Annotated in this window: 14 protein-coding genes; 10 read left to right on the forward strand and 4 right to left on the reverse strand. The window is 73.2% G+C overall.

What is annotated here, in order from left to right:
- Nucleotides 1-249 precede the first annotated feature (249 nt).
- Nucleotides 250-1,146, reverse strand: coding sequence for an RNA polymerase sigma factor SigJ (gene sigJ / locus ABGA99_RS25210; RefSeq protein WP_347583478.1), 897 nt, complete (start codon nt 1,144-1,146; stop codon nt 250-252).
- Nucleotides 1,147-1,637: 491 nt separating this feature from the next.
- Here sigJ and ABGA99_RS25215 point away from each other — a divergent pair, with 491 nt between their 5' ends.
- Together ABGA99_RS25215 and ABGA99_RS25220 are read left to right on the forward strand one after the other, a co-directional pair.
- Nucleotides 1,638-3,638, forward strand: coding sequence for a hypothetical protein (locus tag ABGA99_RS25215; protein WP_347583479.1), 2,001 nt, complete (start codon nt 1,638-1,640; stop codon nt 3,636-3,638).
- A gap of 249 nt (nt 3,639-3,887) precedes the next feature.
- A complete protein-coding gene (locus tag ABGA99_RS25220) occupies nt 3,888-5,672 on the forward strand; it encodes a PucR family transcriptional regulator (RefSeq protein WP_347583480.1) in 1,785 nt (594 codons plus the stop codon).
- 48 nt (nt 5,673-5,720) lie between these two features.
- On the opposite strand, the gene ABGA99_RS25225 is transcribed toward ABGA99_RS25220, so the two are convergent.
- Both ABGA99_RS25225 and ABGA99_RS25230 read right to left on the reverse strand, forming a co-directional pair.
- On the reverse strand, nt 5,721-7,043 hold the full coding sequence (locus ABGA99_RS25225) for a phospholipase D-like domain-containing protein (protein ID WP_347583481.1): 1,323 nt from the start codon (nt 7,041-7,043) through the stop codon (nt 5,721-5,723).
- 174 nt (nt 7,044-7,217) lie between these two features.
- Nucleotides 7,218-8,666 carry an aldehyde dehydrogenase family protein gene (locus ABGA99_RS25230; RefSeq protein WP_347580261.1) on the reverse strand — a complete coding sequence of 483 codons (1,449 nt, stop codon included), beginning with the start codon at nt 8,664-8,666 and terminating at the stop codon, nt 7,218-7,220.
- A gap of 504 nt (nt 8,667-9,170) precedes the next feature.
- On the opposite strand from ABGA99_RS25230, the gene ABGA99_RS25235 reads away from it, so the two are divergent.
- Nucleotides 9,171-11,129 carry an acyl-CoA dehydrogenase family protein gene (locus ABGA99_RS25235; protein ID WP_347580260.1) on the forward strand — a complete coding sequence of 653 codons (1,959 nt, stop codon included), beginning with the start codon at nt 9,171-9,173 and terminating at the stop codon, nt 11,127-11,129.
- Nucleotides 11,130-11,143: 14 nt separating this feature from the next.
- On the opposite strand, the gene ABGA99_RS25240 is transcribed toward ABGA99_RS25235, so the two are convergent.
- A complete protein-coding gene (locus ABGA99_RS25240) occupies nt 11,144-11,935 on the reverse strand; it encodes a metalloregulator ArsR/SmtB family transcription factor (RefSeq protein ID WP_347583482.1) in 792 nt (263 codons plus the stop codon).
- 146 nt (nt 11,936-12,081) lie between these two features.
- On the opposite strand from ABGA99_RS25240, the gene ABGA99_RS25245 reads away from it, so the two are divergent.
- The 7 genes from ABGA99_RS25245 to ABGA99_RS25275 all read left to right on the forward strand — a co-directional run bounded on the left by ABGA99_RS25245 (nt 12,082) and on the right by ABGA99_RS25275 (nt 20,383).
- The gene (locus ABGA99_RS25245) at nt 12,082-13,047 is read left to right on the forward strand and encodes a sulfite exporter TauE/SafE family protein (RefSeq protein WP_347580258.1); all 966 of its coding nucleotides are present in this window, start codon (nt 12,082-12,084) and stop codon (nt 13,045-13,047) included.
- Between the two features lie 17 nt (nt 13,048-13,064).
- Nucleotides 13,065-14,324 carry a 1-deoxy-D-xylulose-5-phosphate reductoisomerase gene (gene dxr / locus ABGA99_RS25250; protein WP_347580257.1) on the forward strand — a complete coding sequence of 420 codons (1,260 nt, stop codon included), beginning with the start codon at nt 13,065-13,067 and terminating at the stop codon, nt 14,322-14,324.
- 30 nt (nt 14,325-14,354) lie between these two features.
- Nucleotides 14,355-15,671, forward strand: coding sequence for a site-2 protease family protein (locus ABGA99_RS25255; RefSeq protein WP_347583483.1), 1,317 nt, complete (start codon nt 14,355-14,357; stop codon nt 15,669-15,671).
- 183 nt (nt 15,672-15,854) lie between these two features.
- Entirely contained in the window at nt 15,855-17,009 is a 1,155-nt protein-coding gene (ispG, locus tag ABGA99_RS25260; protein WP_347583484.1) for a flavodoxin-dependent (E)-4-hydroxy-3-methylbut-2-enyl-diphosphate synthase, read from the forward strand.
- Nucleotides 17,010-17,071: 62 nt separating this feature from the next.
- Nucleotides 17,072-17,917 (forward strand): GNAT family N-acetyltransferase, encoded by an 846-nt coding sequence (locus ABGA99_RS25265; RefSeq protein ID WP_347580254.1) that lies wholly within the window; start codon nt 17,072-17,074, stop codon nt 17,915-17,917.
- A gap of 135 nt (nt 17,918-18,052) precedes the next feature.
- Nucleotides 18,053-18,586 carry a GNAT family N-acetyltransferase gene (locus ABGA99_RS25270; RefSeq protein ID WP_347580253.1) on the forward strand — a complete coding sequence of 178 codons (534 nt, stop codon included), beginning with the start codon at nt 18,053-18,055 and terminating at the stop codon, nt 18,584-18,586.
- An 81-nt stretch (nt 18,587-18,667) separates the two neighbouring features.
- Nucleotides 18,668-20,383, forward strand: a complete 1,716-nt coding sequence (locus tag ABGA99_RS25275) for a proline--tRNA ligase (RefSeq protein WP_347583485.1) — start codon at nt 18,668-18,670, stop codon at nt 20,381-20,383.
- Nucleotides 20,384-20,396 lie beyond the last annotated feature (13 nt).

Genomic DNA, 20,396 nt, shown 5'->3' on the forward strand with positions numbered 1-20,396 from the left:
TCCCCCGCAGGCTAGGGCCGGGTGCCGGGTGCGGGCATGCTACGCGGGGGAGCGGTCTGCCGTGTCGCTTTGTCCACGATGGACAGGGGGCGGGTGAGCTGCGGAAACGCGGGGGTGCGCGGAGGGGAGGGGGCGGGCGTACGGCGTACGGGCCGGGGGCGCCCCGCGCACGGGCCAGGGCGCCCGCGCACCGCGTACGTGCCCACGCCCTGCCCCGCGGACCGCCTCGCGGACCGCGCCGCGTACGGGCTACGGCTCAGGGAACCGGACCGACGTCAGCTTCTCCGGATTGCGCTGCACGTCGATCGCCGTGATCCGCCCCCCGTCCACCGTGAACGCCACCACCGACACCTCCCCCTCCGGCCCGTACCACACCAGCCCCGCGGCCCCGTTGACGGTGACCACCCGCATCATGCCGGGCGGCAGCGGCGCGCGGCCGAACGCGACGAGCCCGTACGCCACCTGCTCCGCACCCCGCACCACCCCCGGCAGCGACGTGACCAGCCCGCCGCCGTCCCCGCGCCACGTCACCTCCGGATCGAGCAGCCGCACCAGCCCCTCCAGGTCGCCCTCCCGGCAGGCGGCGGCGAACGCGTGCACCAGCCGCCACTGCTCCGCGCGGGGCGCGGGCTCGTGCGGGCGGTTCCGCTCGACGTGCCGCCGGGCGCGGGAGGCCAGTTGGCGCACGGCGGCCGGGGTGCGGCCGACCACCTCGGCGACCTGGTCGAAGGGCAGGCCGAAGACGTCGTGGAGGAGGAAGGCGGTGCGCTGCGCGGGCGACAGCTCGTCCAGCACGACGAGCAGGGCCATGCTCACCGACTCGTCGAGCGTCACCTGCTCCGCCGGGTCGGCCGGGACCACCCCCGCCGGCTCCACCAGCGGCTCGGGCAGCCAGGTGCCCACGTACCGCTCGCGCCGGGAGCGGGCGCTGCCGAGCGCGTCGAGCGCGAGCCGGCCGACGACGGTGGTGAGCCAGCCGCGCAGGTCGCGTATCGCACCGGGATCGGGCACGCGGCGCAGCCGCAGCCAGGCCTCCTGCACACAGTCCTCGGCCTCGGCGAGGGAGCCGGTGGTGGAGTAGGCGACCCGTAGCAGCCGGGGCCGCTCGTTCTCGAAGTCCCGGGCGAGAGCGTCGTCGTGCGCCACGCTCACCGCCTCCCTTGCGCATGTGCCTGGGCGGTCGATGGGCGTGGTCCCCCGGAGGTGGTGTTTCTCATGTCTTCAGGACGATGCGGAGCGCGGATATGTGACTCCGGGGATGCACGTGAGCGCACGGGAGCGGTTGGCGCGTGCCGCGGACGGGCACCGGGTCGGTGGGCGGCACGCGCTAAGTTGGGCGCGATGGCGCCGAGTCGCCGGTCGGCGGCGGGCGGGGCGCAGAGCCGCAAGGTCAGGGCCGGCCCCGGAACGAGGGCCGGGCCCCGGAAAGGAAAGAGCGGAACATGGGCGAGGACGGCCGACGCGGGCCGCGGAAGTCGGGACCGGAGCACGGGGATCGGCCCCGCCGTCCCGTGTGGCCCACGCAGCCGCCCATCGGCCCCGCGGTGCCGCCGCAGTCCCGGGGAGAGACGCCGGGTGCGGAGGCCGGAGCGGGGGAGGGCGGGGCCGAGGCGTGGGAGCCCCCGTTCGTCCGCTGGATGCGCACGCCGCGACCGGCGGCAGGGCCCGGGATCTGGCGGTTCGGCCACGTCCCGAGGCCGTCCGACGAGGCGGACCGGCTCTCCGACCGCCAACTGCTCGGCGGCGCCGCGCTCGCGCTGCTCAGCGGGTTGATCGTGTGGTCGCTCTGCTGGAACGGCGTCATCACCATATGGCTGTGGCCACTCGACTGGATCACCCTGGACGCCTGGCGGGACACAGGCGTGATGGTCGCCGCCGGGTACCTCTACTACGGCCTGTTCATCCTGCTGCTCGTGTACGTCTTCGGCCGCATGGGGCGGTGGCGCGAGGTGTGGACCCGCTTCCTGGAGCCCGTGCTCAGCGCCCCGCAGCCGGACCGGAACCAGGAGGACCCCGAAGCCGAAGATCCTGTGGCGTGGCCCGAGTTGCGGGCTGCCGGGTTGGTGGGGGAGGCCGAGGTGCTCGGGGGGGCCGCGCGGGGTGGGGGGATGAACGACGTCGATCTGGCGCGGATAGCGCGGGCCTGGGAGTCCGTACGGGCGAGGCCCGAGCGGCTCCGGGCGTTCGCCGACTCCGTACGGCGCGACGGGCCCGCCGCCTGCCCGCACCCCTCGGGGCTCCGCGACCTCGGCCGGCGCGGCTACCGGCACGACCTCGTCACCGGCCAGGTCCGCATCGGCGCCGCCCCCGACGACAAACGCAACCCCTACGCCTACCGCGGCGGCGCCATCGCCCTCGAAGCCGCGCTTCTCGGCACCGGATTACTCGCCGTCGGCCCCGCCGGCAACGTGGTCAGCGACCGCGTCACCGGACCCGTCGCCGAGCTGCTCTGCCTGCAGGCGCTCGCCGGGCAGGCCGCCGTCGTCGTCGTCGGGGCGGCCGGCGCCCCGCTCGGCGACGACGACGCCTACGACGTCGTCATCCGCATCGCCGATCCCTCCTCCCCCCACGACCTCGACCTCTACGGCGGCACCGCCGACCCCGACGAGGCCGCCGCCCTGCTCGCCGAGGCCCTCCTCGGCGGCGACGAGACCGACTGGGCGCACGCACGGCCGGCCGTCACCGCCCTCGGCCAGCTCATCGGCGCCTACCAGTCGGCGTACGGCGCCTTCCCCGGCGTCGCCGAGCTGCGCGGCCTCCTCGACGGCGACCGCGCCGCCCTCGCCGCCCTGCGGCGCGACTGCACCGCCGTGGCCGAGGGCACCTCCGAAGACGGCGCCGCCCCCTTCGCCGCCGACCGCGCCGCCGCCGCCCTCCGCGAGCTGGACGCCCGCGAGCGCCAGCTCTCCCGCCCCGGCGACGTCGGCGCCCTCCTCGCCGGCCGGCTCGCCGTGCTGGACCGCCCCGTCTTCGCCCGGTTCTTCGACACCCGCGGCCGCGGCCGCCAGTTCTCCATGCGGGCGCTGGAGCACCCGATGCGGGTACGGATCGTGCTGCCGGAGCGTACGCACGCCGAGGCGTCCCGCGTGCTGGCCCGGCTGCTGCTCGCCCAGTTCACCGCCGCCGCCCCGGCCCGCTCCGACCGCTCCCTCTTCGCCGCCCTCGTCCTCGACGACGCCGCCCGCACCGCCAGCCCCGAGTCCGTACGGGCCATCGGCCGGCTGCGCGCCGCGCACGCCGGCGTGGTGCTCGGGCTGCGCGGTCTCGACGACGTCGCGGAGCCGGTGCGCGGGCCGCTGCTGGCCGCGGTCGGCTGCCGGATGGCGCTGACCGGCGTCAGCACCTGGGACGGCCGGCACTTCGCGGAGGCGTGGGGTGCGGAGTGGGTGGAGGCGGAGGACGTCACCCATGTCCCGGATGTCTCCGGCGGGCTGATCCGGAAGCTGCTGAGGTGGGTACGGCAGGTCTTCACGGGTACGAAAGCCATGAGCCGCTCGGTGACGGTGCGCACCGTGGAGCGGGAGCGCTGGTCGGCCTCGGAGCTGGCGAACACGCTGCCCCCCGGGCACGCGGTGCTCTCCGTGACGACCGTGGACGGCGAGCGGACGCCTCCGGTGCTCGTCGACTTGCACCACTGAGGCACAATGGCCGGAGCCGTTCATACGGAGCGGCGTAAGACAGAGCGACAGTCTGAAAGCGGTCGGAGACCTCCGCGACGGTCGGAGGACGGTGCGGATCGCCGGACCCCGGAGGGGCAGCCAGCCCGCCGGGGCCGGACGGGGACGGTCAGGGCCGGTCGCGTACGACGACCGGTCCTGCCGGGGCGGTTGCGCAGACAGTCACGAACAGCACGGCGGCCCCGGCCGCCGCAGCAGCCAGAAGGTGCCATGCCCACGCTCGCCTCGCTCGTCCGCCATCCCGCCCTCAAGCTCTCCGTCCTCACCGGCGCGGACGAGCTCGACGTGGCCGTGCGCTGGGCGCAGACCAGCGAGTTGATAGACCCCGTGCCGTACCTCGAAGGCGGCGAGCTGATCCTGACCACCGCGCTCAAGCTCGACGTCGAGGACGCCGACGCCATGCGCCGCTACATGCGCCGGCTCGCGGACGCGGGCGTGGTCGGGGTGGGCTTCGGCGTCGGCGTGAACGTCGAGACGGTGCCGGAGGCGATGCTCGCGGCGGCCCGCGAGGCGCGGGTCGCGCTGCTGGAGGTGCCGCGGACGACACCGTTCATCGCCATCTCCAAGGTGGTCTCGGCGGCCATCGCCGCCGACCAGTACCGGTCGCTGACCCGCGGTTTCGAGGCGCAGCGGGACCTGACCCGGGCGGCGCTGGGCGCGGAGGGACCGGCGACGGTCGTCGGCCGGCTGGCGGCGCACGTACACGGGTGGGCGGCGCTGTACGACACGGCGGGGGAGGTGCTCGCGGTGTCCCCGGCGGGGGCGGCGGCGCGGGCCGAGGCGCTGAAGGGCGACGTGGCGCGGCTGCGCCGGCGGCCGGCGCCGGCGAGCGCGGTGGTGGCGGGCGTACGGGCCGAGGAGGCGGCGGCCGCGGAGGAGCCGGCCGGGGCGGAGGACGCGGCCACCGGCGGGACCGTGGCGGAAGGAGCATCGGCGGGCGGGGCGGACGAGGCGGGCGGCGCGGCGCCGGAGGATTCGGGCGACGGCGCTCCCGGCCGCTCCCCGCGGGCCGCCGCCGACCCGGCCGAGGACCGGGTCGAGCTGCAGTCACTCGGCTCCGGCCGCCGCTGCTGCGGCGTCCTCGCCGTCGGGACCGGCGGCAGGCTCGCCCCCGCCGAGCGCTACGCCGTGCACGCCGCCGTCTCCCTCCTCACCCTCGTCACCGAGCGCTCCAGCGCCTTCTCCGCCGCCGAGCAGCGCCTGGGCACCGCCGTGCTGCGGCTGCTGCTCGCCGGCCAGCCCGACCACGCGCGGGCCGTCGCCGGGCCGCTGTACGGAGGGCTGCTGGACGCGCCCGTACGCCTCCTGGTCGCCGAGGCCGCCGCCCCGGTGGCGCCGGTGGGGGAGGGCGAGCCCGAGCCGCTGCCGGAGGCGCTGGGGGAGCTGGCCGACACGCTGGACGCCGCGGCGGCCGGGTCGGGCGAGGCGTTCCTCGCGGTGCCCGACGCCGGGCGGCTGGTGGTCCTGGCCACGGACGGCGGTGCGGTCGCGGAGGCGGCGGCGCAGCACGCGGCGCGCGTCGAGGCCGCGCACCCGGGCGCGGTGGGGCAGGCCCGCGGGTCCGGCGCGGGGCAGGGGACGCTGCCGCTGGTCGCGGGGGTGTCGGCGCCGGCGGGTCCGGCGGTGGTGACGGTGGCGTACAAGCAGGCCGAGCAGGCGCTGTCGGTGGCGCGGCGGCGCGGGCGGGTGCTGGTGGAGCACGAGGACGTCACGGCGGGCTCGGTGGTGGACCTGCTGGCGGACGACGCGGTGCAGGCGTTCGCGGACGGCACGCTGCGGGCGCTGCGCGAGCACGACGAGCGGGGCCGCGGCGACCTCGTCGCCTCGCTGCGGGCGTGGCTGTCGCGGCACGGGCAGTGGGACGCGGCGGCGGCCGACCTCGGGGTGCACCGGCACACGCTGCGCTACCGGATGCGGCGGGTCGAGGAGATCCTCGGGCGCTCCCTGGACGACCCGGACACGCGGATGGAGCTGTGGCTGGCCCTCAAGGCGTAGCCGGAGCCGCCGCCCCGCCGGCTGCCGGCCGGCGGAGCGGCGGGGGAGTCACGGCGTGCGGGCCTTGCAGGTGTCGCGGATCTTGTAGAAGTACGACAGGTACTTCGCGTGGTAGTCCGCGCTCGTGATCCGTACCATCGCCTCGTCCGCGGAACGAAGCCCGGATCCGGTCCAGTTGTGGCTGCCGGTGTACACGCGCGGCGTGATGCTGCCGTTGTAGTCGCCGTCCAGCAGCCAGAACTTCGTGTGGGTGCGCACGTCGATGCCCGGGCCGTTGGGGAAGTTGCAGTACTGGCGCTGGATGCCCGCGGCGTCGAGGATGCCCTCGACCGTCGCGTCGCCCTCGCTGTAGACGACGTCGACCCAGCAGCCCTGCGCGCGCTTCTGCGCCAGCTTCTGGGCCACCTGCTTGCGGGAGCCGAGGAACTGGAACATGGCGACGCGGATGTCGGTCTGGTGCCGCTTGCCGTCCGTGCCGGTGTACGCGCACGCCACCTCGTCGAGGGTGTTGACGATGGTGTCGGTGGCGGGGTTGCCGTAGTTCGCGTCGCCGCGCGGGAAGAAGAACGCGCGGTAGGGGGAGCCGGTGGGCGTGGACCAGTAGTACGTGTTGTCGCCGGTCGCCGAGTGGCGCAGGCGGCGTTGGTCCTCGTGGAACTTCGCGTAGCCGTCGTGGACGGTGGCGTCGACGAAGGTCACGGCGTCGTTGTACGACTCGTTCCGGTACCAGTCGTTGAGGTTGGAGGACGACTGGAAGACGACCTTGTCGTAGCCGGTCCCGTCGTCGAAGGGGCCGACCCTGGTGAAGACGAAGAACTTGTTGTGGTTGTACGCGGGCCCCGGCGGCGGGGTCGGGAGGCAGCCGCGCTGCACGTTGTCCTTGCCGGGGTCCTCGAACCGGTCGTCGCAGACGACGATCCACGACGTCTTCGTGTCGTCCGTGCCCAGTGCGGTGCGCAGCGAGGTCCAGGCGGCGCTGCCCTTGTCGCGGGTGTTGTCGTCGACGATCAGTTTGACGGCGACGCCGCGGCGCTGGGCGGCTATGAGCGCGTCGGCGACGGCCGAGTCCTCCAGCTCGAACACCGAGGCCCGGATGGTCTGGCCGGCGGGGGTGGCGTCTATGAGCGCGATGAGCTGGGTGAAGACGGCGCCGCGCTGGGCGGCGGAGCCGAGCGGGTCGTTGAAGACGGGTCCGTTGACGACGGGCTTCGCGACTGCGGCGGCCGGTTCCGCGGCCGCCGTCCGGGCGGCGGCGGGCGGCGCGGGCGCGGGCTCCGGCTCGGCGGCGGTGGCGCCGGAGACGAGCGTCGCGGTGAGCGAGAGCAGGACGGCGGCCACGCCCGCGGGCCGCCAGGCGCGTATGCGTCTCATGTGGTGAATCCCCCTGGGTGCCTGGGAATCGGCGGGTCGCCGAGCACCTTAGAGGGCTGCCCCGTGATTGTCAGGGGCCTGTCACGGACCATTCACGGCCGTTCCGTTCGTCTCCGGCGGACATGCCAGGACCCCCGGGGTCGTCCCGGGGGTCCTGGCGCCGGCCGGCCGTCGTCAGAGCGCGTCGAGCCCCGTGAAGACCATGACCTTCTCGTACGTGTAGTCCTCCATCGCGTACCGCACGCCCTCGCGCCCCACGCCGGAGCGCTTCACGCCCCCGTACGGCATCTGGTCCGCACGGTACGACGGGACGTCGCCGACGATCACGCCGCCGACCTCCAGCTTCCGCTGCGCCCGGAAGGCGCTCTGCACGTCGTGCGTGAACACGCCCGCCTGCAGGCCGTACTTCGAGTTGTTGACCGCCGCGAACGCGGCGTCCTCGTCGTCCGCCCGCTGCACCGTCACGACCGGCCCGAACGCCTCCTCGTGGGAGATCCGCACACCGCCCGGCACGTCTGTGAGCACCGTCGGCGTGTACGACGCACCGTCCCGCTTGCCGCCCGTCAGCAGCCGGGCACCGGCGCCCACGGCCTCGTCGACCCACGACTCCAGCCGCTGGGCCGCGGCCTCGCTGACCATCGGGCCGACGTCGGTGGACTCGTCCGCCGGGTCGCCGGTCACCTGCGACTCGACGGCCGCGACGACCTTGGGCACCAGGCGGTCGTAGACCGAGGCGTCGGCGATCACGCGCTGTACGGAGATGCACGACTGGCCCGCCTGGTAGTTGGCGAACGTGCCGATCCGCTGCGCGGCGTGGTCGAGGTCGGCCTCCGAGGAGTAGTCGCCCAGGACGACGGCGGCGCCGTTGCCGCCCAGCTCCAGGGTGACGCGCTTGCCGGGGACGGAGTTGAGGATGTCGTAGCCGACCTTGTCCGAGCCGGTGAAGGAGATGATCGGCAGCCGCTCGTCCTGGGTGAGGGCGGGCATCCGGTCGTTCGGCACCGGCAGCACGCTCCAGCTCCCGGCCGGCAGGTCGGTCTCCGCCAGCAGCTCGCCGAGCAGCAGACCGGACAGCGGGGTCGCGGGGGCGGGCTTGAGGATGATCGGGGCGCCGACGGCCAGGGCCGGGGCGACCTTGTGGGCGCACAGGTTCAGCGGGAAGTTGAACGGCGCGATGCCGAGGACCGGGCCGTACGGGAAGCGGCGGGTGAAGGCCAGCCGCCCGGCCCCGCCCGGGTCGGTGTCGAGCCGCTGGCCGTCGCCGCTGCCCCACCTGCGGGCTTCCTCGGTGGCGAAGCGGAACGTGGACACGGCGCGGCCGACCTCGCCGCGGGCCCACTTCAGCGGCTTGCCGTTCTCGGCGGAGATCAGCCCGGCGATCTCCTCGGCCCGGGCGGCGATCTGCTTGGTCACGTGGTCGAGCGCCGCGGCGCGCACGTGCGCGGGGGTGGCGGCCAGCTCGTCCTTCACCGCATGCGCGGCGGCGACGGCCTCCTCGATCTGGGCGTCGGTGGGGATGCTCACCGTGCCGACCGTGCGGCCGTCCCAGGGCGAGGTGACGTCTAGGGTGTCCTCGCCGGTCGCCTGCCGGCCGGCGAGCCAGAACGCTTGTGTGGAAGTCACGGCAGAGTCCCTCCGGAGAGTGCAAGTACCTCTGCTGCCCACCGTAGGCGCTCGGCGGGGCAGGGTGCGTTGTCCGGCGCGTAGCACTCGGCGGGTGCGGCGCTACGCGACGGAAGGGTGGGGCGGCGCGGGGGTGCGGCGCCGGGGCTGCGGGCCCGCGGCCCGCCGGTAGCGCACGGGCCGCGGGGACCGAGGGTACGGGGCCGGGGCCGCCGCGGCGCTGGACGCGGGGCTCGGGAGCCGGGCCCGGCCGCCGCCCGGGTGATCTTGTCGGTCGGGCGGCCTACCCTTGGGCGGGCGTGCGGGACGAGCCTGGGAAGAGTGCGCGGAGAGCCCGGAAAGAGTGCGCGGAGAGCCCGGGGGACGCGGGGGCGTGGGGGCGCGCGGCGGGGGGCGGGGCACCCGATTGGCGCGCGCGGGGTGGTGTCGCCCGGCCGAATCGGGTACATACGCACAAGTAGCACCGGCTGGTAACCCCTACGCAGCGGCGAGGTGAGTCCCCTCATGACCGCACCATCCACACGGCCGTCCGTCACCGAGAAGGAAGCCAGGGAGGTCGCCGAGGCCGCACGCGAGCAGGACTGGCGCAAACCCAGCTTCGCCAAGGAGCTGTTCCTCGGCCGCTTCCGCCTCGACCTCATCCACCCCCACCCCGAGCCGGCCTCCGCGGACGTGGCGCGCGGCGAGGAGTTCCTCGCCCGGCTGCGCGATTTCTGCGAGACGCAGATCGACGGGGCCGTGATCGAGCGCGACGCGCAGATTCCCGACGAGACCGTCCGCGGGCTGAAGGAGATCGGCGCCCTCGGTATGAAGATCGACCGGAAGTACGGCGGTCTCGGCCTCACGCAGGTCTACTACAACAAGTCCCTCGCCCTCGTCGGCACCGCGAGCCCCGCCGTCGGCGCGCTGCTCTCGGCGCACCAGTCGATCGGCGTGCCGCAGCCGCTGAAGATCTTCGGCACCGAGGAGCAGAAGGAGGAGTTCCTGCCCCGGTGCGCCCGTACCGACATCTCCGCCTTCCTGCTCACCGAGCCCGACGTCGGCTCGGACCCGGCCCGGCTGGCGACCACCGCCGTCCCCGACGGCGAAGGACCCGACGCCGACTACCTGCTCGACGGCGTCAAGCTCTGGACCACCAACGGCGTCGTCGCCGATCTGCTCGTGGTCATGGCGCGGGTGCCGAAGTCGGAGGGGCACCGGGGCGGCATCACGGCGTTCGTCGTCGAGGCCGCCTCCGAGGGCGTCACGGTGGAGAACCGCAACCAGTTCATGGGCCTGCGCGGCATCGAGAACGGCGTCACCCGCTTCCACCAGGTGCGCGTCCCCGCCGCCAACCGCATCGGCCCCGAGGGCGCGGGCCTGAAGATCGCGCTGACCACGCTCAACACCGGGCGGCTCTCGCTGCCCGCGCTGTGCGTGGGCGCCGGCAAGTGGTGCCTGAAGATCGCCCGCGGCTGGGGCGGCGCCCGCGAGCAGTGGGGCCGGCCGGTCGCCAAGCACGAGGCCGTCGGCGCGAAGATCTCCTTCATCGCGGCGACGACCTTCGCGCTGGAGGCGGTGCTCGACCTGTCGTCGCAGATGGCCGACGAGGACCGCAACGACATCCGCATCGAGGCCGCCCTCGCCAAGCTCTACGGCTCGGAGATGGCCAGCCTCATGGCCGACGAGCTGATCCAGATCCGCGGCGGCCGCGGCTACGAGACCGCCGAGTCGCTCGCCGCCCGCGGCGAGAAGGCGATCCCGGCCGAGCAGATCGTCCGGGACCTGCGGATCAACCGGATCTTCGAGGGCTCGACCGAGATCATGCACCTGCTCATCGCCCGCGAGGCGGTCGACGCCCACCTCAAGGTCGCCGGCGACCTCATCGACCCGCAGAAGAACCTCTCCGAGAAGGCGCGCGCGGGCGCCCGGGCCGGCGGCTTCTACGCCCGCTGGCTGCCGAAGCTGGTCGCGGGCAAGGGGCAGGTGCCGCGCACGTACGGCGAGTTCCACCCGCCCGGGCACCGCGATCTCTCCACCCACCTGCGCTTCGTCGAGCGCAGCGCCCGCCGGCTGGCGCGCTCCACGTTCTACGGGATGTCCCGCTGGCAGGGGCGGATGGAGACCAAGCAGGGCTTCCTCGGCCGGGTGGTGGACATCGGCGCGGAGCTGTTCGCGATGAGCGCCGCGTGCGTACGGGCCGAGATGCTGCGCGCCGCTCCCGGCCGGGGCGGGCACGGCAAGGAGGCGTACGAGCTGGCCGACGCCTTCTGCCGGCAGGCCCGTATCCGGGTCGAGGAGCTGTTCGGACGGCTGTGGACGAACACCGACGACCTCGACCGCAGGGTGGTACGGCAGGTACTGGACGATGCGTACACCTGGCTGGAGGAGGGCATCGTCGACGCGTCCGGTGACGGTCCGTGGATCGCCGAGGCCGAGCCGGGCCCGGCGAAGAAGCCGAACCTGCACCGGCCGATCCGCTAGCGTCCGCGCGGCCGTCAGGCCGGCTGCCGCTCCAGGATCGACTTGAGCTGCGAGGCGAGCATGACCCAGCCGCCGCTGACGCTCTGCAGCATCTTGCTCTCCGCGCTGTCGAAGTGACCGTGGGTGATGGTCAGCTTCACGCCCAACTTCGGGATCTCGGCCGGCTCGATGTCGAAGGCGACCTGCGAGCGCTCCTTGCTCGCCTCCGCGAACTCCGCGTCCGGCATGCCCAGCATCTCCTGGTGCATCGGCTGCAGCGTGTGCCAGGTGTACACCAGCCGCTTGCCCGGCTCGGCGACCAGCACGCGCTGGCCCAGGTCCTGGGGCTCGCCGTTCTCCTCCAGCGGCCAGTAGACGGTGGAGCCGGCCCGCCAGTCGGAACGGGGCGCCCAGCCGCCGTGGTACTGCTTGAGGAACTCGGGCGTCGTCAGCGCCTCGTAGAGCTTCTCGGCCGTGGTCTCGATGTAGATCGTGTAGACGAACGCGGGCTTCTTCAAGGGATTTCCTTCCAGCGCTTGCTTGAGCGCGGACAGGGCCGTGAGGCGCCCGCGCTCGTACCGGCCGATCCAGCGGTCGGCCAGCTCGTGGATCGGCACGGGGTTGAGGTAGTGCAGCTTCTCCCGGCCGTGGCGCACGGCGGCGACCAGGCCGGCGGACTCCAGCACCGCCAGGTGCTTGCTCACCGCCTGCCTGCTCATCTCCAGTCCCGTGCACAACTCCCGCAGGGTCTGGCCGTTCCGCTCGTTGAGGCGGCCCAGCAGCTCTCTGCGGCTGCCGTCGGCGAGCGCCCGGAAGACGTCGTCCATGGTCACCACCTCGGTGGGTCAGATTGGCAACCAAATGGTTGCCTGTCAAGGCGGGGCCGCCGAGTGGCGGAGCTCACGTGGGGCGGGCCAAAATGGCAGAAGGCTATCCCTAGCATCCCGATAGGAAATCCCTAGTATCGATGTCTATGGACTTTTCGTGGTCGATGGTCGTGGCCGGAGCCCTCGTGGGCTGCATGGTCGGCCTGACGGGCATGGGCGGCGGCGCCCTCATGACCCCCATCATGGTGACGGTCTTCGGTGTCAACCCCACCCAGGCCATCGGCAGCGACCTGGCGACCTCGGTGTTCATGAAGCCCTTCGGCGCCGCCGTGCACCAGAAGGCGGGCACCGTCCGCTGGGACGTGGTGCGCTGGCTGCTGCCCACCGGGGTGCCGGCCGCGTTCTGCGGCGCCTTTCTGCTGCAGTTCCTCGGCGAGGGCGAGGACCTGCAGAGCCGGGTGAAGATCGTCATCGGCGCGGCGCTGCTGCTCGCCGTCACCGGCATGCTCGCCCGGATGTGGCTGGACCGGCGGCGCGCCGCGCAGGACGGCGGGGAGACCGAGGACGCGCACGTGCCCGTACGCCCCGTGGCCACGCTGGTCATCGGGCTCGTCGGCGGCCTCGTCGTCGGCATGACGTCCGTCGGCTCGGGCTCGCTGATCATCGTGATGCTGATGCTCGTGCACCCCCGGCTCAAGGCCAACCACCTCGTCGGCACCGACCTCGTCCAGGCCATCCCGATCGTCGCCGCCGCCGCGGTCGGCCACTTCATCGTCGGCGACGCGAGCCTGGGACTGGCCGCCGTGCTGCTCCTCGGCGCCATCCCCGGCGTACTCGTCGGCGCCGTGCTCTCCACCCGCGCCCCCGGTGCGGTGCTGCGCTGGGTGCTGGCGATCATCCTCCTCGCCACCGGGCTGTCCCTGGTGCACGTGCCGGAGACCGTCATCGTCCCCGCCTGCGCCGTGCTCGCCGCGTACGCGGTGATCAGCAGCCGCCCCCGCCGCCCGCGGCCCGCGGTCGTCCCCGCCGGCATTCCGGCAACCGACGGCGAATCGACCGGCAAGCCGACAGGAGACGGCATCGAGAGGGCATCTGCTCGGCGCCAAGTCTGAGCGGTCACAATGGGGCGATGACCGAGACCTCTGCTGCTCCGCTCGCCGATCCGCACCTGCGTCCCGCGACCGCCGACGACGGCCCCCGCGAGATCGTCATCCTCGGCTCGACAGGCTCCATCGGCACTCAGGCCATCGACATCGTGCTGCGCAACCCCGACCGGTTCCGGGCCACCGCCCTGTCCGCGGCGGGCGGCCGGGTGGAGCTTCTGGCCGAGCAGGCGCACAAGCTGCGGGTACGCCGCGTCGCGGTCGCCCGTGCCGACAAGGCCGGCGAGCTGCGCGAGGCGCTTTCCGCGCGGTACGGGGCAGGGGAGCCGCTGCCCGAGGTACTGGCGGGTCCGGACGCCGCCACCGAGGTCGCCGCCGACGAGTGCCACACCGTGCTCAACGGCATCACCGGCTCCATCGGCCTCGCGCCCACCCTCGCCGCCCTCAAGGCCGGCCGGATGCTGGCGCTGGCCAACAAGGAGTCGCTGATCGTCGGCGGACCACTGGTCAAGGACGTGGCCAGGCACGGCCAGATCGTGCCGGTGGACTCCGAGCACTCGGCCCTCTACCAGGCCCTGCTCGGCGGCACCCGCGGCGAGGTGCGCAAGCTGCTCGTCACCGCCTCCGGCGGCCCGTTCCGCGGCCGGACGCGCGAGGAGCTGTCGGACGTCACCCCCGAGCAGGCGCTCGCCCACCCCACCTGGGACATGGGCCCGGTCGTCACCATCAACTCCTCCACCCTGGTCAACAAGGGCCTGGAGGTCATCGAGGCGCACCTGCTCTACGACGTGCCCTTCGACCGCATCGAGGTCGTCGTCCACCCGCAGTCCTACGTGCACTCCATGGTCGAGTTCACCGACGGCTCCACCCTGGCCCAGGCCAGCCCGCCCGACATGCGGATGCCGATCGCGCTGGCGCTGGGCTGGCCGGACCGGGTGCCGGACGCCGCGCCCGCCTTCGACTGGTCGGCCGCCGGTACCTGGGAGTTCTTCCCGCTCGACGAGAAGGCGTTCCCGTCCGTGCCGCTCGCGTGCCACGTCGGCGCCCTCGGCGGTACCGCCCCGGCGGTCTTCAACGCGGCGAACGAGGAGTGTGTCGACGCCTTCCTCACCGGCAAGCTCCCGTTCCTTGGCATCATGGACACGGTCAGCCAGGTCGTCGCGGAACACGGCACGGACGATCCGGGAACCCGGCTGACGGTCGCGGACGTCCTCGAAGCCGAGACCTGGGCGCGCGCCCGGGCCAGGGAGCTGGCCGGGCTGCCGGCCGACCAGCACGACAAGTGACGATCGACAACTGACGACGAAGGTGCGCCCATGACGACCCTCATGACGATTCTCGGCATCGTCGTCTTCGCCTTCGGGCTCCTCGTCTCCATCGCCTGGCACGAGCTCGGCCACCTCAGCACGGCCAAGTTGTTCGGCATCCGCGTCCCGCAGTACATGGTCGGCTTCGGCCCCACGATGTGGTCCCGCAAGAAGGGGGAGACCGAGTACGGCATCAAGTGGATCCCCCTCGGCGGCTACATCCGCATGATCGGGATGTTCCCGCCCGGCGATGACGGGCGGGTGCAGCAGCGCTCCACCTCGCCGTTCCGCGGGATGATCGAGGACGCCCGGCAGGCGGCGTACGAGGAGCTGAAGCCCGGCGACGAGAGCCGGCTGTTCTACACGCGGGCCCCGTGGAAGCGGGTCATCGTGATGTTCGCCGGGCCGTTCATGAACCTGGTGCTGGCCGTCGTGGTGTTCGTCGGCGTGATGATGACGTTCGGCATCGCCACCCAGACCACGACGGTCGGCTCGGTGTCGGACTGCGTGATCAAGGCCGAGTCGGTCGCCGAGAACCCGGACCGCAAGTGCAGCGACGCCGACCCCGCCGCGCCCGCGAAGAAGGCGGGGCTGGAGCGCGGCGACCAGATCGTGGCGTTCAACGGCCGCCCGGTCGACGACTGGGAGACCCTGCAGAACAGCATCCGCGAGACCATCGGCCCGGCCACCGTGACCGTCGAGCGCGACGGCAAGCGCGTCGACCTGCACCCCACGCTCACGGAGAACACGGTCAGCAAGAGCGACGGCGACGGCGGCTACGTCGACGGCGAGTACGTGAAGGCGGGCTTCCTCGGCTTCACGCCCGCCACCGGCGTGGTCAAGCAGGACTTCGGCCAGTCCGTGGACCGCATGGGCGACATGGTGGTCAACGGCTTCGACGCGCTCATCGCGCTGCCGTCGAAGGTCCCCGACCTGTGGAGTGCGGCGTTCCAGGGCGAGGAGCGCCAGGAGGACTCGCCGGTCGGCGTCGTCGGTGCGGCCCGGGTCGGCGGCGAGGTGCTGAACCTCGACATCCCGCCGGAGCAGCGGGTGGCGTCGATGCTGCTGCTGGTGGCGGGCTTCAACCTGTCGCTGTTCCTGTTCAACATGCTGCCCCTGCTGCCGCTGGACGGAGGGCACATCGCGGGGGCGCTGTGGGAGTCGGTGCGGCGCGCGTTCGCGCGGGTCTTCCGGCGACCCGACCCGGGTCCCTTCGACGTCGCGAAGCTGATGCCGGTGGCGTACGTGGTCGCCGGGGTCTTCATCTGCTTCACGCTGCTGGTGCTCGTCGCGGACGTGGTGAACCCGGTGAAGCTCACGGGCTGACCCGGGCGGCGCGCGCAGGTCGCGACCCGCGCCACCACGCGGCAAACGTACGGTGCCGGTTTATCGACACTTCCGGTGACCACCCCGGCACCGGCCGCGGCGGGGCGCACGGGTGCCGTAATCTCGGTAGCCGGGCCCTCATCCGGCGGGGGCCATGATCCGTACAACAGGGGTTGCCGCCAGATGACTGCCGTTTCGCTGGGAATGCCGTCCGTTCCGCTGAAGATGGCCGAGCGCAGGGCGAGTCGTACGCTGCAGGTCGGGTCCGTCGCCGTCGGCGGCGAGGCACCGGTCTCCGTCCAGTCGATGACCACCACCCGCACCTCCGACATCGGTGCCACCCTCCAGCAGATCGCCGAGCTGACCGCCTCCGGCTGCCAGATCGTCCGGGTGGCCTGCCCCACGCAGGACGACGCCGACGCGCTGCCCGTGATCGCCAGGAAGTCGCAGATCCCCGTGATCGCGGACATCCACTTCCAGCCGAAGTACGTCTACGCCGCGATCGACGCCGGCTGCGCCGCGGTCCGGGTGAACCCCGGCAACATCAAGAAGTTCGACGACCAGGTCAAGCAGATCGCCCGGGCCGCCTCCGCCGCCGGCACCCCCATCCGTATCGGGGTGAACGCCGGCTCGCTCGACCGGCGGCTGCTCGCCAAGTACGGCAGGGCCACCCCGGAGGCGCTGGTCGAGTCCGCGCTGTGGGAGTGCTCGCTCTTCGAGGAGCACGGCTTCAGGGACATCAAGATCTCGGTGAAGCACAACGACCCGGTCGTCATGGTCAACGCCTACCGGCAGCTCGCCGCCCAGTGCGACTACCCGCTGCACCTCGGCGTCACCGAGGCCGGACCCGCCTTCCAGGGCACCATCAAGTCCGCCGTCGCCTTCGGTTCGCTGCTCGGCGAGGGCATCGGCGACACCATCCGCGTCTCCCTCTCCGCCCCGCCGGTGGAGGAGGTCAAGGTCGGCATCCAGATCCTGGAGTCCCTCGGGCTGCGCGAGCGCCGGCTGGAGATCGTCTCCTGCCCGTCCTGCGGCCGCGCCCAGGTCGACGTCTACAAGCTCGCCGACGAGGTCACCGCCGGTCTGGACGGCATGGAGGTGCCGCTGCGCGTCGCCGTCATGGGCTGCGTCGTCAACGGCCCGGGCGAGGCCCGCGAGGCCGACCTCGGCGTCGCCTCCGGCAACGGCAAGGGCCAGATCTTCGTCAAGGGAGAGGTCATCAAGACCGTCCCCGAGTCGAAGATCGTCGAGACGCTGATCGAGGAGGCGATGAAGATCGCCGACCGGATGGAGGCCGACGGCGCCGCCGCCGGTGAGCCCGAGGTCACCGTCGGCTGACCGCCGGGCACGGCGCGTACCCGCAGGAAGCGGGCGGACGCGCGCACAGGTACAGTGCCGCTGTGTTGACGACCACCACCACACGGCTGCTGGAGCCCGCGGAGCTCGAAGCCGCCCGCGCCGTGCTCGACCGCGAACCGGTCGCCAACGCCTTCGTCGCCTCCCGGGTCGCCGTCGCGGGGCTCGACCCCTGGCGGCTCGGCGGTGAGTTGTGGGGCTGGTACGCGGGCGGGCGGCTGGAGTCCCTCTGCTACGCCGGCGCCAACCTCGTGCCCGTCTGCGCCACCCCCGAGGCCGTACGCGGCTTCGCCGAGCGCGCCCGGCGCGCCGGGCGGCGCTGCTCCTCGATCGTCGGCCCGGCCGAGCCCACCGCGGAGCTGTGGTCCCTGCTGGAGCCCGCCTGGGGGCCGGCGCGCGAGGTGCGCGCGCGGCAGCCGCTGATGGTCACCACCTCGATGCCCGCGGAGGTCGAGCCCGATCCGCTGGTCCGCCGCATCCGCAAGGACGAGATGGACCTGATCATGCCGGCGTGCGTGGCCATGTTCACCGAGGAGGTCGGCATCTCGCCGCTCGCCGGCGACGGCGGGCTGCTGTACCAGGCGCGGGTCGCGGAACTGGTGGGCGGCGGCCGGTCCTTCGCGCGCGTGGAGGACGGCGAGGTCGTCTTCAAGGCGGAGATCGGCGCGGCGACGGCGCACGCGTGCCAGATCCAGGGCGTGTGGGTGGCGCCCGAGCACCGCGGGCGCGGGCTGTCGGAGACGGGCCTCGCGGCGGTCCTGCGGTACGCCCTGCGCGAGGTGGCGCCGGTGGTCAGCCTGTACGTGAACGACTTCAACACGGTGGCCCGCGCGGCGTATCGCCGGGTGGGCTTCCGCGAGGTCGGGGCGTTCATGAGCGTGCTGTTCTGAGAGCCGGGTCCGCGGGCGCCGGGGGTCCTGCGCGGCTCGTACGGGCGTCGTGTCCGCGGCGTTCCGGCGCGGCGGCGGGGGTGTGGGCACGGGGGTCGGCCGGCGGCCCGCGAGCGCACGGTAGGGTGCGCAGCCATGGATGACGTCGTCGTCGGCCCTCTCGACCTCGCCGCCCGCGTGGACGATGCGCTTGCCGTTCAGGCCGTCGCCTTCGGGCTCACCGACGACGAGATCGCCGTCCGCCGCCATGTCGTGCTGCGGCACCTGACCAACGCGGGCGCCCGCGCGCTGGGCGCCACCACCGCCACCGGGCGGCTCGCCGGGTTCGTCTACGGCATGCCGAACAACCGCGTGTACTGGTGGTCCACCGTCGTCCAGCCGTATCTGCGCGCCGTCGGCGAGGACCGCTGGCTCGACGACGCCTTCGTCATCACCGAACTCCACGTCCACCCCGCCTTCCAGCAGCGCGGCATCGGCCGCGAGCTGATCACGCGGATCACCGACACCGCCGCGGAGCCCAAGAGCCTGCTCTCGGCGATCGACGTGGAGAGCCCCGCGCGCCACCTGTACCGGCAGCTCGGCTACCGCGACCTCGCCCGCCGCGTGGTCTTCCCCGGCGCCCCCAGCCCGTACGTGGTGATGGGTGCCGAGCTGCCGCTGCTGCGCTGAGTTGTCCCCAACCGGCGAGTTGTCCACAGCTTCGGCGGACGAATTTCCGGCGGGCCCGCGTCCGGCGCTAGAGTCCGGGGCATGAGCCAGCACAGCCACGTTCAGCGCATGTCCCGGATGATGCTCAAGACGCTGCGCGACGACCCCGCCGACGCCGAGACCGCGAGCCACAAGCTGCTCGTCCGCGCGGGCTATGTCCGCCGCTCGTCCGCCGGGGTGTGGACGTGGCTGCCGCTCGGCAAGCGCGTCCTGGAGAACGTGGCGAGGGTCGTCCGCGAGGAGATGGACGCGATCGGCGGCCAGGAAGTGCTGCTGCCGGCACTCCTGCCCCGCGAGCTGTACGAGACGACGGGCCGCGCCGAGGAGTACGGCGACCTGCTCTTCTCCCTCAAGGACCGCAAGGGCGTCGACTACGTGCTGGGTCCCACGCACGAGGAGCTGTTCGCCCAGGTCGTCAAGGATCAGTGCTCGTCCTACAAGGACATGCCCGTGATCCTCTACCAGATCCAGATCAAGTACCGGGACGAGGCCCGGCCGCGCTCCGGCGTGCTGCGCGGCCGCGAGTTCCACATGAAGGACTCGTATTCCTTCGACACCTCGGACGACGGCCTCGCCGCCGCGTACGGGCTGCACCGCGAGGCGTACCAGCGGATCTTCGAGCGGCTCGGCTTCGACTACCGGATCGTCTCCGCCGTCTCCGGCGCCATGGGCGGCTCGGCCAGCGAGGAGTTCCTCGCCCCTGCCGCGGCGGGCGAGGACACGTATGTGCAGTGCCCCTCCTGCGGCTTCGCCGCGAACACCGAGGCGCTGACGACGACGGTCGCGCCCGCCCCCCTCGACGGGCACCCGCCGGTCGAGGAACTGGACACCCCGGACACCCCGACGATCGAGACCCTCGCCGCGCACCTGGGCGTCCCCGCCTCCGCGACGCTGAAGAACCTGCTGGTGAAGGTCGACGGCGAGATCACCGCGGTCGGCGTGCCCGGCGACCGCGAGGTGGACCTCGGCAAGCTCGCCGAGCACCTGGCCCCGGCCGAGGTCGAGGTCGTCACCGCCGAGGACTTCGCCGACCGCCCCGACCTGGTCCGGGGGTACGTCGGCCCGCAGGGCATGGCCGGCAAGGCGTTCCGCTACCTGGCGGACCCCCGTGTCGCCCCGGGCACCTCGTGGGTGACCGGCTCCAACAAGCCCGACTCGCACGCGCGCAACGTGGTGTGCGGCCGTGACTTCGAGGTCGACCGGTACCTCGACGTGGTCGTCGTCGAGCCCGGCGACCCCTGCCCGCGCTGCGGCTCCGGCATCGAGCTGGACCGGGCCATCGAGATCGGCCACATCTTCCAGCTCGGCCGCAAGTACGCCGACGCCTTCGAGCTGGACGTCCTCGGCCAGAACGGCAAGCCGGTCCGGGTGACCATGGGTTCGTACGGGATCGGGGTCTCCCGGGCCGTCGCCGCGCTCGCCGAGCAGACGCACGACGAGCTGGGGCTCTGCTGGCCCCGGGAAGTGGCCCCGGCGGACGTGCACATCGTCGCGGCGGGCAAGGCCAAGCAGACGGAGCTGGCGCTGGAGCTGGCGGAGAAGCTGGGCGCGGCGGGCGTGCGGGTGCTGGTGGACGACCGGGCCTCGGTGTCGCCCGGCGTGAAGTTCACCGACGCCGAGCTGATCGGGGTGCCGCAGATCCTGGTCGCGGGGCGGCGCGCGGGCGACGGCGTGGTGGAGCTGAAGGACCGCCGCACCGGCGAGCGCGAGGAATTGCCCGTGGACGAGGCGCTGGCGCGGCTGACGACGACGGCGTGAGCGCGGCGGCCCC

The organism is Streptomyces sp. B5E4 (assembly GCF_039871555.1).
Lineage (GTDB): Bacteria > Actinomycetota > Actinomycetes > Streptomycetales > Streptomycetaceae > Streptomyces.

Coding starts and splice junctions, on each gene's coding strand:
- ABGA99_RS25215 (WP_347583479.1), top strand. CDS start 1,638: ATGCGCACGCCGCGACCGGCGGCAGGGCCCGGGATCTGGCGGTTCGGC.
- ABGA99_RS25220 (WP_347583480.1), top strand. CDS start 3,888: ATGCCCACGCTCGCCTCGCTCGTCCGCCATCCCGCCCTCAAGCTCTCC.
- ABGA99_RS25225 (WP_347583481.1), bottom strand. CDS start 7,043: ATGAGACGCATACGCGCCTGGCGGCCCGCGGGCGTGGCCGCCGTCCTG.
- ABGA99_RS25235 (WP_347580260.1), top strand. CDS start 9,171: ATGACCGCACCATCCACACGGCCGTCCGTCACCGAGAAGGAAGCCAGG.
- ABGA99_RS25240 (WP_347583482.1), bottom strand. CDS start 11,935: ATGGACGACGTCTTCCGGGCGCTCGCCGACGGCAGCCGCAGAGAGCTG.
- ABGA99_RS25245 (WP_347580258.1), top strand. CDS start 12,082: ATGGACTTTTCGTGGTCGATGGTCGTGGCCGGAGCCCTCGTGGGCTGC.
- dxr (WP_347580257.1), top strand. CDS start 13,065: ATGACCGAGACCTCTGCTGCTCCGCTCGCCGATCCGCACCTGCGTCCC.
- ABGA99_RS25255 (WP_347583483.1), top strand. CDS start 14,355: ATGACGACCCTCATGACGATTCTCGGCATCGTCGTCTTCGCCTTCGGG.
- ispG (WP_347583484.1), top strand. CDS start 15,855: ATGACTGCCGTTTCGCTGGGAATGCCGTCCGTTCCGCTGAAGATGGCC.
- ABGA99_RS25270 (WP_347580253.1), top strand. CDS start 18,053: ATGGATGACGTCGTCGTCGGCCCTCTCGACCTCGCCGCCCGCGTGGAC.
- ABGA99_RS25275 (WP_347583485.1), top strand. CDS start 18,668: ATGAGCCAGCACAGCCACGTTCAGCGCATGTCCCGGATGATGCTCAAG.